The 12,162-nt window shown below is 31.1% G+C and carries 12 protein-coding genes; 9 read left to right on the forward strand and 3 right to left on the reverse strand.

All coding sequences use genetic code 11. The features are described 5' to 3' along the window. Nucleotide 1: 1 nt before the first annotated feature. Complete coding sequence (locus tag SYO3AOP1_RS01875) at nucleotides 2-226, reverse strand: hypothetical protein (protein WP_281340771.1); 225 nt, start codon at nucleotides 224-226, stop codon at nucleotides 2-4. Nucleotides 227-612: 386 nt separating this feature from the next. Here SYO3AOP1_RS01875 and topA point away from each other — a divergent pair, with 386 nt between their 5' ends. The 9 genes from topA (at nucleotide 613) to SYO3AOP1_RS01920 (ending at nucleotide 11,142) form a co-directional block, all read left to right on the forward strand. Next, entirely contained in the window at nucleotides 613-2,664 is a 2,052-nt protein-coding gene (topA, locus tag SYO3AOP1_RS01880) for a type I DNA topoisomerase (RefSeq protein WP_012459087.1), read from the forward strand. Nucleotides 2,665-2,791: 127 nt separating this feature from the next. Further along, nucleotides 2,792-3,091, forward strand: a complete 300-nt coding sequence (gatC, locus tag SYO3AOP1_RS01885) for an Asp-tRNA(Asn)/Glu-tRNA(Gln) amidotransferase subunit GatC (protein ID WP_012459088.1) — start codon at nucleotides 2,792-2,794, stop codon at nucleotides 3,089-3,091. A 282-nt stretch (nucleotides 3,092-3,373) separates the two neighbouring features. Continuing rightward, complete coding sequence (gene recA / locus SYO3AOP1_RS01890) at nucleotides 3,374-4,393, forward strand: recombinase RecA (protein WP_012459089.1); 1,020 nt, start codon at nucleotides 3,374-3,376, stop codon at nucleotides 4,391-4,393. Then, nucleotides 4,383-5,501: a type IV pilus twitching motility protein PilT gene (locus tag SYO3AOP1_RS01895; RefSeq protein WP_012459090.1), complete on the forward strand. Its 1,119-nt coding sequence runs from the start codon at nucleotides 4,383-4,385 to the stop codon at nucleotides 5,499-5,501. The genes recA and SYO3AOP1_RS01895 overlap by 11 nt, the downstream gene beginning before the upstream one ends. 90 nt (nucleotides 5,502-5,591) lie before the next feature. After that, nucleotides 5,592-5,903, forward strand: coding sequence for a RecX family transcriptional regulator (locus tag SYO3AOP1_RS01900; RefSeq protein WP_281340809.1), 312 nt, complete (start codon nucleotides 5,592-5,594; stop codon nucleotides 5,901-5,903). Beyond that, nucleotides 5,900-6,829, forward strand: coding sequence for a bifunctional riboflavin kinase/FAD synthetase (locus SYO3AOP1_RS01905; RefSeq protein ID WP_012459091.1), 930 nt, complete (start codon nucleotides 5,900-5,902; stop codon nucleotides 6,827-6,829). Before SYO3AOP1_RS01900 ends, SYO3AOP1_RS01905 begins: the two co-directional genes overlap by 4 nt. Beyond that, nucleotides 6,810-9,626: a tetratricopeptide repeat protein gene (locus SYO3AOP1_RS01910; RefSeq protein ID WP_012459092.1), complete on the forward strand. Its 2,817-nt coding sequence runs from the start codon at nucleotides 6,810-6,812 to the stop codon at nucleotides 9,624-9,626. The genes SYO3AOP1_RS01905 and SYO3AOP1_RS01910 overlap by 20 nt, the downstream gene beginning before the upstream one ends. Before the next feature lie 4 nt (nucleotides 9,627-9,630). Further along, nucleotides 9,631-10,131: a ribosome maturation factor RimM gene (rimM, locus tag SYO3AOP1_RS01915; RefSeq protein ID WP_012459093.1), complete on the forward strand. Its 501-nt coding sequence runs from the start codon at nucleotides 9,631-9,633 to the stop codon at nucleotides 10,129-10,131. Beyond that, the gene (locus SYO3AOP1_RS01920; protein ID WP_012459094.1) at nucleotides 10,132-11,142 is read left to right on the forward strand and encodes an LptF/LptG family permease; all 1,011 of its coding nucleotides are present in this window, start codon (nucleotides 10,132-10,134) and stop codon (nucleotides 11,140-11,142) included. It abuts the gene before it with no gap. 412 nt (nucleotides 11,143-11,554) lie between these two features. Here the strand turns inward: SYO3AOP1_RS01920 and SYO3AOP1_RS01925 are convergent, their stop codons facing one another. Beyond that, entirely contained in the window at nucleotides 11,555-11,761 is a 207-nt protein-coding gene (locus SYO3AOP1_RS01925; protein WP_012459095.1) for a cold-shock protein, read from the reverse strand. A 21-nt stretch (nucleotides 11,762-11,782) separates the two neighbouring features. Next, nucleotides 11,783-11,989 carry a cold shock domain-containing protein gene (locus SYO3AOP1_RS01930; RefSeq protein WP_012459096.1) on the reverse strand — a complete coding sequence of 69 codons (207 nt, stop codon included), beginning with the start codon at nucleotides 11,987-11,989 and terminating at the stop codon, nucleotides 11,783-11,785. Between the last annotated feature and the right edge of the window lie 173 nt (nucleotides 11,990-12,162).

Consider the following 12,162-nt stretch of genomic DNA (forward strand, 5'->3'; position numbering starts at 1 on the left):
CCTATCTTCTAAACCAAGGCTTTTTCTCACCTTTGCCTTCTCTTGGTGGAAATACGCTTCTATATAGATTCTTCCAAAAAACTTTTGCTCTTGTAGATTTATAACTCCAAATAGTTACAGCTACCGAAAGAATAATCCACAAAGGAATAAAAATCTTTATTAATACATTAGTAGCCTCTTTTTCCATTTGATTAAATGCTGAAGGGTCAATCATTCTTAGCTCCATTTTTATTTTATAGTCTTGTCAATAATAATAATAAGATAAATAGTAAGATTTTTCAATATACGTCGGGTGAGAAATTCAATAAAAGTAGGAGATTCTTCTCGCAGCTGTAGAATGATAACTTTAATTTTGTAAGGGCGATTCATGAATCGCCCCCCACTTTTCACTTTTATTTGTCATCCTGAGGACGTAAGTCCGAAGGATCTCCTGTTAAAAAAAGCAAGAAAGTGATGGGTGAAAGTGGGGAGATTCTTTAACGACTGCAGAATAAAGTTCAAGAACTTAATTAATTCTTGACTTAGTCAAAATTTTAAAGCACTCTCATACACCAACTTGAGAATAGCTGAAAATAAGCATATAATTATTTAAAAACTTACAGAGGTTAAAGTTTGAGCGAAAAGAAAATAGTTATTGTAGAATCACCAAAAAAAGCAAAAGAGATATCACACTTTTTAGGAAAAGATTTTATTGTGAAAGCAACAGTAGGGCACTTTAAAGACCTTCCAGAAAATGAAATGGGAGTTGACTTAAACACATATGAGCCAAAATTTGTAATAAAATCTCAAAATCATAAAAAAATCTTATCAGAAATAAAAAAATTGGCAGAAAAATCTGAAGTAATCATAGCAACTGACCCAGATAGAGAAGGATATGCTATAGGATTTTTTATGTATGAAGAATTAAAGAAAAAAGCAAAGGAAGTAAAAAGAGCTGAATTTCATGAAATTACTAAGGAGCATATTAAAGAAAAAATAAAAAACGCAGTTCCATTTGAAAAAACAAATTTTGGATTATTTAATGCGTTTCTTGGAAGAAGGGTTGGAGACAGGATTGTTGGTTATACATTATCACCGATAGCATCAAGAGAGATAGGTGGAAGATTCAGCGTCGGTAGAGTTCAGTCTCCAGCTGTAAGATTGATAGTAGAAAGAGAAATAGAAATTCAAAATTTCAAGCCAACGCCGTACTATGTGTTATCTGCTGTTTTACGTGCAACGTCTCACGTCTCACCTCTCACGTTTACAGCTATTTATGAAAATCCAAAAATAGAAAACAAAGAAGAAGCAGAAAAAATCTATGCAGATATAAAAGATGAGAAAATAGCTACTATAAAGAAAGTAGAAAAAAAGCAAGTAAAACAATCCCCAAAACCACCATTTACAACTTCTACACTCCAGCAAACCGCTAGCACAGTTTATAGATTTGCTCCAGAAAAAACGATGATGTTAGCCCAAGACCTTTTTGAAAGCGGACTTATTACATACCACAGAACAGACAGCGTGAGAATAAGTGAAAAAGCTATAGATGGAATTAGAAATCTAATAAACAAAGAGTTTGGTAAAGATTATCTGCCGGAAAAAATAAGAGTTTACAAATCAAAAAATACACAAGCAGATGCCCATGAAGCCATAAGAATCACCCATTTTGTAAACTTAGAAGAACAAAAAAAGCTTATTAAAGAAAAAGGTTTATCAGAAGACCATTTTAAACTGTTAAAGCTTATCTATGAGAGAACAGTAGCATCTCAGATGGCTGATGCAATTTTTGAAAGAACAAGTGCGGCTGTTGATATAAAAGGCTATACATTTAAAGCCAGTGGCTCAATCTTAAAATTTAAAGGTTATAAGGCTGTTTATGATTTAGAAGAAGAGGAAGATAAAGAAGAAAATCAAAAACTACCAGATTTAAAAAATAAAGATGTCTTAACGCTTGAAAAAATAAATTTGGAAGAAAAATTTACAAAACCACCGGCAAGATACACAGAAGGCGGACTTGTCAAAAAATTGGAAGAGCTTGGTATAGGTAGACCTTCAACCTATGCAACGATAATAAAAACTATAAAAGAAAGAGGTTATGTAGTTAAGGAAAATGGAAGTTTAAGACCAACAGAAAACGCCTTTCATCTGATTGAATATTTAAACACTCGCTACAATTGGGTGATAGATTACTCTTTTACAAAGAAAATGGAAGATTTTCTTGATAAAGTAGAAGAGAATAAAAAAGATTGGAAAGAGTTTGTAAAACAGCTTCATGAAAAATCAGGTTCAAAACAAAATGTGAAAATATCAAAGAAAATGCTTGATTATGCAAAAGATTTAGCAGAAAAACATGGCAAAAGCATAGAAGAGATAAAAGATGACCCAGAAAAACTAAAAGAGTTTATCGATGCTCACGCTGAAAAAAATCCATCTCAAAAACAAATAGAATACGCAAAAAGTTTGGCTGAAAAAACGGGCTTGAAACTAACAGAGAAAGAGCTTTTAGATAGAAAATTGCTTACAAAATGGATAAATAAAGCAAAGAAAGAAATGATGAAAAACTACCAGTTGTCAGAAAAACAAAAAAATGTTTTAATAAAGTATGGTAGAGAAGATTTGGTTAACAATCCGGTCCAAGCTTTAAAGTTTATAAAAAGTAAGCTTTCAAGATATAAAAAATAAAAAGGGTCGGGATTGCTCCCGACCAGGTATGGAGGGGGAGGGAGGGGGATGCGAACTAAGTAATAACAATATATTAACATTCGAATATATTTAAAATGACAAAAATCATATCTTAGAGAGGTGAAAAATGACAAATCAAATAGAAAAAGAGTTAATTGAAAAAGTAGCAAAATTATCAAACTTGAAATTAAAAGAAGAAGAGATAGAGTTATTTTCAAATCAGTTTAAAGATATTTTGAGTTTTATAGATAAGCTAAATGAGGTTGATGTAAAAGATACATTGCCATTTTATGAACTTCAAATTGAAGAAAAATCGGAAAGGGAAGATATTCCTACAGGCTCAATAACAAACGAAGAAGCAATAAAAAACGCACCACAAGCAAAAGGTGGATTTTTTGTTGTTCCAAGAGTTGTTGGCGAAGAATAAAATTATAACCTTATATTGTTATTCAGCATCAATGGTATAAATTATATTTGGCAGAAATACCTTGGATGGGAAATTAGTGATTTTTATAAAATTTAAAAAGGAGATCTTCGGACTTATGTCCTCAGGATGACAGCGAAAATGGAAAAGTGGAAGAGTAGGGGCGATTCATGAATCGCCCTTACGAAAGTAAAGTATTGTCATTCTGAAGTAGGCGAATAATCTCCCCGATTTTTAGAAATTTTTATAACAATGATTTAAAAGTTTATATTTTAGGAGGCATCAATGGCTGTAGAAGAAAATTTAGAAGCAAAAAAGAAGGCTCTTGAAAGTGCTATTCTTCAAATAGAGAAAAGGTATGGAAAAGGCTCACTTATGACATTGTCTTCTGAAGGTATAAAATCTGTAGAAGTTATTCCAACAGGTTCTTTATCCTTAGATATAGCAACAGGGATCGGTGGAGTACCAAAAGGCAGAGTAATTGAAATATACGGTCCAGAATCTTCAGGAAAAACAACCTTAACACTACACATAATAGCAGAAGCACAAAAAAAGGGTGGAAGAGCGGTATTTATCGATGCAGAGCATGCTTTTGACCCAAAATATGCAAAAGCGATTGGGGTAAATCTTGACGAACTCATAATTTCTCAACCAGATTATGGCGAACAAGCTATAGAAATAGCAGAGACATTAGTAAGAAGTAATGCTGTAGATGTAATAGTTATAGACTCTGTGGCTGCATTGGTTCCTAAAGCAGAAATTGAAGGAGATATCGAAGATTCTAACGTAGGTCTTCATGCAAGACTTATGTCTAAAGCTATGAGAGTATTAAAAGGGGCTGTAAACAAAAGCAATACTGCTCTTATTCTTATAAACCAAATCAGAGAAAAAGTCGGTGTTATGTTTGGAAATCCAGAAACAACAACAGGTGGTAGAGCTATCAAATTCTTTGCAGATATGAGAATGGAGGTTAGAAAAAGTGATATAAAAACCGATGGTGAAAAAGTTGGTAGCAGAGTAAAGGTTAAAGTTGTTAAAAATAAATTAGCACCTCCATTTAAAGAAGCAGAATTTGATGTTATATACGGAGAAGGTATTTCAAAGGAAGGAGAAATCCTTGATTTGGGAGAAGAGCTTGGTATAATTAAAAAAAGTGGAGCTTGGTATTCTTACAAGGATGAAAATGGCGAAGAAATAAAACTTGGTCAAGGTAAAGAAAAAGCAAGAGAATTTTTAAAACAAAATAAAGAATTAACCGAAAAGTTAGAACAGATAATTAAGGAGAGGACATTAAATGGAGCTTGATGAAATTCTTACTAAAGCTGTAAAGTTAGGTGCATCAGATATACATTTAAAAGTTGCCAGTAAGCCAAAGGTCAGAATAAAGACAATTCTTCAAACTTTGGATGAGTATAATCCCATTACTGTTGAAGATATGACAAATTTTATATCTAAAATTCTTGCAAAATCCGAAAATAAAAAAGCTGAGCTTATAAAAAATGGAGAGGTTGATATTTCTTATTCTATCCCAACTGTAAGCAGGTTTAGGGTAAATATTTATAGACAAAGAGGAACTTATGCTATTGCTTTAAGAGCTTTAAAAACAAACATTCCAAGATTTGAAGAACTTCTTCTGCCAGAAGTAATAAGAAAAATAGCTGAAGAAGCAAGGGGGTTAGTTCTTGTTACTGGTCCAACAGGTTCAGGTAAATCCACAACTTTAGCATCTATGTTAGATTACAGAAACGAAATTTTCGAGGAAACTATCATAACAATAGAAGACCCTATAGAATACGTTTTCAGAGATAAAAAAGCATATATTGTTCAAAGAGAGGTAGATTTGGATACACGAGACTTTAGCACTGGCTTAAGAGCTGCTTTACGTGAGGACCCAGATGTTATTATGGTTGGTGAGATGAGAGATTTAGAAACAATTCAAACCGCTTTAAGAGCTGCAGAAACTGGACACTTCGTTTTATCCACATTACACACTCAAGACGCGAAAGACACAATAAGCAGGATAATAAATATGTTCCCTGGAGAAGAACAGAATCATTTAAGGATACTTTTAGCTGCCGTATTAAAAGCTGTTATATCTCAAAGATTAATACCAAGGAAAGATGGTAAAGGAGTTGTTCCAGCTGTTGAGGTCTTAATCAATACTGGAGCAATAACAGAATGTATTATGGATCCAGATAAACTCCTTTTAATAAATGATTATATGGAAAAAGGGAAAAAAATGTACGGAATGCAAACTTTTGACCAAGCAGTTGTAGACCTTTACAATCAGGGACTTATTTCTTATGAAGATGCACTCATGCATGCTTCAAATCCATCGGATGTTGAATTAAAGATAAAAGGTATTACTGCGGGAGAAGATGAAGGATTAGATTTTGGTGGATTCACGTATTAAATCTTACGCTTTAAAGCTATTATCAAAAAGAGATTACTTTGAAGAAGAGTTAAACCAAAAATTATTAAAAAAAGCTTTGATAAAGAAAAAATTGAAGAAGTTTTAGCATATTTAAAACAGCAAAATCTTTTAAATGATGAAAAATTAAAAGAAAGGCTTAAAGAGAAAAGTATTAATAAAGGTAAAAGCTCTTTAAAAATAAATCAAAAAATCTATCAGAAAACAGGAGAATTTATAGAAATTTCTGAAGATGAAGAGTTAGAAGCAGCCATAAATCTTCTTAAAAGGTCATTTAAAAAAGAAAAGACTTTTGAAAATGTGGTAAAATTTCTAAAGAACAGAGGATTTAGATACTCTGTAATTTCTAAGGTTACCAATAAATTCCTTAACGAGGAGTTATGATTTTAAGATTAACAGACCTTCCTATAAAAGAAAAAACAGCATGCACTATTGGGAACTTTGACGGGGTCCATAAAGGACATAAGGAAATCCTTGATAAGCTAAAAAACATTGCATCAGAAAGAAATCTCAAAACAGTTGTAATAACATTTTATCCCCATCCAAGAAAAATTTTAAACCCCCAGCAATATAAATGCTCTATTGTAAATCTTGAAACGAAAGTCCAGCTTTTAAAAGAAGCAAAAATCGATTACATCTTAGTTATAGATTTTGATAAAAACTTTTATGAAAAACAACCAGAAGATTTTTTAAATTTTTTAAAAGAAAAAATAAATTGTAAATATTTAGTTGTTGGTAAAGATTGGAGGTTTGGACATAAAAGGTCCGGAGATATAAACCTTGCAAAATCCTTAGAAGAAAAATTAGATTATAAAGTTGTCATTATAGAAGATATTACAGAGGAGAATAAAAGAATAAGCAGCAGCGATATAAGAGATTTTTTAAAAAATGGAAGTCTCGAAAAAGCTGTCCAACTTCTTGGAAGAGATTATTATCTTATTGACAAAGTTGTAGAAGGAGACAAAAAAGGTAGAGAACTTGGATTTCCAACGATAAACCTTAAGCCAGACGATGACCTTTGTCTTAAAAAAGGTGTCTATGCCGGATTTATATGCTATGAAAATGTATGTCAAAAAGCAGTTATAAATTATGGAAACAGACCAACAGTTGATGGAACAAAAACATTTATGGAAGCACATATTATTGAAGATTTAAAAATACATCCAAAAACAAACGATTATGTAAAATTGGTTTTTAAAACATATTTAAGAGAAGAAAGAAAATTCAACTCTGTAGATGAGCTTAAAAATCAGATAAAATTAGATATACAAAAAGCTTTAGAGGTTTTAAATGAAAGTATTAAACAGTAGATCCTTAGAGCTTTTTTCTCAGAATGAAAAAGAAAGCTTGATAAAACTAAATATTATTTTGGCATTAGTCTTAACTCTATTTTTTTGTTCTTATGCAGAAGTAAAAGTCCCGGAGGTAGTTTTTCCGTTAGAAATAACGACAAAAATCACTGAAGAAAAACCCTATTTAGAACCACCTAATACTCTTGAGCTGAAAACTTTAAACGAAGAATTAAATATTACACAATACATAAAACCAAAAAAACCGACAGATGTAAAACTTCCAGTCCTTACCATAGAAAAACCTACAGCTTACTTAGGAATCCCTCCATCAAATGCACTATTATCCGATGCAATAGATTACTACAACAAAGGAGATTTATTGTTTGCTGAAAGCAGTCTTGAAAAATTTATAGAAAAATATAAAGACCATAAAAACCTGTTTTATGCTTATTATCTACTTGGGGTAGTTAAATACAATCTTGGAAAATACCTGGAGGCAGAAAGTAATCTATCAAAAAGCTGTGAAATATTAAAAACAAAAGAGGCATGCCTATCTTCAGCTATTGTTAATATAATGCTTGGCAATCAAGAAAAAGCCAAATTCTTATTATCACAATTTGACAAAGATATAGATGTTAGTTTTTATAATCAAGTGATAAATCTACTATCAGGCGGTAAAGCTGATTTTAACAATATAAATTGCGATAATTTAGACATTGGAAGCATAGAGTACTGTCAATACATTCAAAAGTATTATAATTTTTCAGTAGGAAACTTTTTAAAGGCTTTAAAGATAAAATACACAGGCAAGAACAAACAGTTAATATATGACTCTATCTTAATAGATGGATTTTCTTATTATTATACAGGTGATTATCAAAATGCTTTGGAAAAATTCAACCTTATTCTCAAAGAAAACACAAATGGGTATGTTTATAATCTTGCTTTATACGGTAAAGCTTTAATAGATTCAAATAACATTGATGACTACGCAGGCGTTTTACAATCAAGAGATGAGCTTTTAGCACATTATCTTTACATAAAACTTGCAAATGAAAGGTTTAAAAAAGGAGATTATTTAGATGCTTTTATATACTTCCAAAATGCTATAAAGCTAACAGACAAAAATAAAACATACTTAAAGCTTGCCATTGCAACATCTTTATACAATCTTAAGAACTACGACTACGCATTAAAATTATTTTCTGATTTAACGACAGAAACAAAAGACCCGGAAGTATTTTATTATGCAGGAATAACCGCTTACGCAGATAAAGATTTTGTAAAAGCAGAAAGATTTCTAAACAAAGCATCAGAATCAAAAAATTCAGAGATTAGAAAGAAAGCATTGATATATTTAGCAGAAATCTATTTAATAAATAAAGATGATGAAAATTTTGTCAATACAGTTTCACAGCTAAAAGAGTTTGACCAAATCTATGCATATGATTTACTTGGTTGGTACTTTTACTTAAATGGAGACTATCAAAACGCTTTTAAAGCCTTTAAAGACCCATATATGAAAGCAGTATCAGCCTTTAACGCAGGAGATTTAGAAGCTGTTAAAAATATAATTCAAAATAGAAACGATAGAAAATCAAAGTTTTTATTAGTTTATGTTTACATCAAAGAAAACGACCTTGAAAAAGCAAGAGAAGTGTTAAAAGAGCTGCTAAATGGAGATGATTTAATTGCAAAAAAAGCATACTATCTTTATGCTTACACATTTTTCTCCTCAGGAGATTTTGTAAGAGCATCCCAAGAGTTTAGCAAATTTTTAGAAAAATATAAAAATGATGATGATATATACACAAGGAAAGCACTTCTTAGACTTGCAGATAGCTACTACAACCTTGGAGAAAGAGACTTAGCAGTAAATATATACAAAGATTTCATAACCAAATACTCAGGTACTAAAGATAGTATTGATGCTGCCTACAATTTAATCATTCTTGAATCTAAAGGTTCTTCTGAAGATGTGGAAAGTATGATTAAAAGCTTTTTGGCTAAATATCCAAACTATCCTTTAGCAAATATTCTAAAAATCCAGCTTGCAGAGATTTATCAAAACAAAGGAAAAATAGAAGATGCTATTAAAATTTATCAAGAAGTAGCGGCATCAAATAGTAAAGAATCAGCCCTTGCTACTTACAAACTTGCAGAAAGCTACTATAAACTAAACCAACTTGACAAAGCAAAACAAGTTTTAATAGATTACTTAAATACAAACAACGAAGAATATAAAGTTCCAAGTAAATTACTTTTAGCAGAAATCTATGAAAAACAAAACGATTTAGACAATAGCATAAAAATCTATGAAGAGCTTAAAGAAAATGATGACGTTAAATTTAAACTTGCAAAAATACTACTTCAAAAAGGGGATTATGATAAAGCATCAGCATACTTTAAAGAACTTTTAGAAAAACACCCTGAAAAGGTTAATGAACTTAGCTTTTATATTGGAAAAACATATTATCTTATGAACAATGAAAAAGATGCTGTAAGTTATTTAGAAAATGGGACAAAATCCTCAAACTACAACGACGCGGCAGAAAGCTATTACCTCCTTGGTATGATTTATAATAAAGAAAATCCTAATAAAGCGTTGAACTACTTTTTAAACGGAATATATCTATATCCAGAAGCAAAGGATATTACAGCAAAATCGAGAATCGAAGCTGCAAAAATCTTATTAAAAGCTGAAAAAAGAAAAGAAGCATCTTGCCTGCTTACACCTTTACAAAATTACGAAGATGAAAATATTAAAAATACAGCCATAAACATTTTAAAAGATTTACCAAAATGTGTGAGGTAGGCAGATGAAAAAAGACCTTATAGCCATTGGAAAGATTCACGGAACCCATGGCGTAAAAGGCAATTTAAAATTTGAGATATTTGTTAAAAATTTTTATCTACCGGAAGAGATATACATAAAAGATGAAGAAAATGAGCTGCAACCTTTGAACATAGAAACCGTAGACAGAAAAAAAGGATTGATAAAGTTCAAAAACTATGACACACCAGAAAAAGCAAAAGAAATTAGCCATAGGCTAATTTATGTACCAGAAGATTTGCTGCCAAAACTTGGAGAAGATGAGTTTTACGAATTTCAATTAATTGGAATGGATGTTTATTATAATGACAAGCTAATTGGAAAGGTTGAAAAAATAGATGATAGATTATCTCAAGCGTATTTGATAATAAAATGCACAGATGAAAAAACAAGACACTTACCATTTATTAATGAATTTGTGAAAGATGTAAATGTAAAAGAAAACAAAATGCAAATAACACCGCCGGAAGGATGGTTTAGCTTATAGATGAAAATTCTTGATAAGTATCTGATAAAGTTATTTTTTAAAAACTTTATACTGCTTATCGGACTATTTTCACTGATCATAACATCTTCTCAGCTTTTGCATCTTCCATCTTTTGCCTACAGTATGAATATAATAGACTTTTCAAAGCTGCTGTTTTTGATAGACATATCTTTTATAAAATATCAACTTCTTTTTGCTTTTTTTATAAGTTGGCTACTTGTTGGGATATCTTTAAGAGACAAAAATGAAATCTACGCTGTGTACTCTGCCGGCATATCAAAAAAACAGCTCTTAAAACCTGTTTTTATCATGACTGTTATTTTTGTAATCATTGCGTTTGTTTTTTCTACGGTTATAGTCCCATCAGCAAACAGAGAAAGATATAAATTTTTAACGTATAAAGTCAAAAGCTACATTTTAGAAAATGTTTCTCCAAAAAACTTTTCTAAGATAAACGACAATGTCTCTGTATACGTTGAAAAGAAGGAAAAAAACACTTTTTATAATATCTTGATTTATAATGCTTCTAACGGCTATCTTATCACAGCCAAAGAAGGTATGTTTATATCAAACAACCTAATTTTAAAAGATGGCTACATACAGCTACCATCCGAAAAATCCTTTGACACAATAAAGTACGAAAAATATACATTTAGCTTGGATGTTTCTTACATAAAAGAGATTTCTATGCAAGATTTTAGAACAAAAGATTTATTAAAACTTGCCGTTGAAGAAGATAGTAAAGTTTTATCTATTTTAGCTGATAGATTTTATTTTGTAATACCTTTTATGTTTTTAGGATTTATTGGTTTTTTATCAGGAATAAATACCTATCGTTCAAAAGAAACCCTTTTAACCTTTGCCGTCAGCCTGTCTATTGGCTATATGGTATTAAACTACTACTTTTTAAAAATCATTGAAAAAATGCCTGCATTGTTTTTTGTTTATCCAATTCTGTTGATAGTTATTTTTTACTTGGTTTATAAGCTTCAAGAAAAAGATAAAAAGTAGTAATTAGATGATAAACATAGGTTGATTTCAAGCTCCTGATTAGAACACTTCTACCGATTATACTGTAGTCAAGCAAAAAATTAAATTACCTAATTTTAGAATGAACACCAACAAATTCACAAGTTATAAGTGAGGGTGTTCTAAAATTCTCGTAAGTTGTAGAATGTATGTGTAAAATGGGTTTACATTTGCTCGTCATCCTTGAGGACTTTAGTCCGAAGGTTCTCCTCTTTTAAAGAAGGTGAGAAAGTGAGTAAGTGAGAGGTAAAAGGACGGAGATTCTCTACTTCGTTCAGAATGACAATAAAAAAGCTAATTAATTTTTAAACTTAGTTGAAATTTGGAACACCATTTTAATTTAAAAGATTGATTGGAAATATAGAAAACCCGGGATAGACCCGGGTGTATTTGATTAAAGTTTTTCTACTTTATCAGCTCTTGGACCTTTTTCGTCTTGAACGATTTCAAATCTAACTTTTTGACCTTCTTCTAAGTTCTTAAATCCAGAACCTTGGATAGCTGAGAAGTGTACAAATATGTCTTGTCCATTGTCATCTCTTGTAATGAAACCAAAACCTTTTTTTGAATCAAACCATTTTACTGTCCCTGTTACTGCCATTTCTAATTACCTCCTTTTTCCTTAAACTCTTACTACGTTTGCTGCTTTTGGACCTTTTTCGTCCTGAGCAATTTCAAACTCTACTTTTTGACCTTCTTCAAGAGTTTTGAATCCTCTTGACTGAATCGCTGAAAAATGAACAAAAACGTCCCCTTGACCATCATCTCTTGTGATGAAGCCAAATCCTTTCTTTGAGTTGAACCACTTAACTGTACCTGTGATACGCACGACTATAATACCTCCAAAAAAATAATAAATTTACCTCTAACAGAAGAGGTTTAAAGAAACACTTTGGATTTTTTGGGACCTGAAGAGATTTTTTGATGTGTTACTTCCTTCCCCTGATTTAACAGTACTTCTTTAAACGTCTTCTATTATTTTGTTCTTATAGTATGACCCAT

The organism is Sulfurihydrogenibium sp. YO3AOP1 (genome assembly GCF_000020325.1).
GTDB lineage: Bacteria > Aquificota > Aquificia > Aquificales > Hydrogenothermaceae > Sulfurihydrogenibium.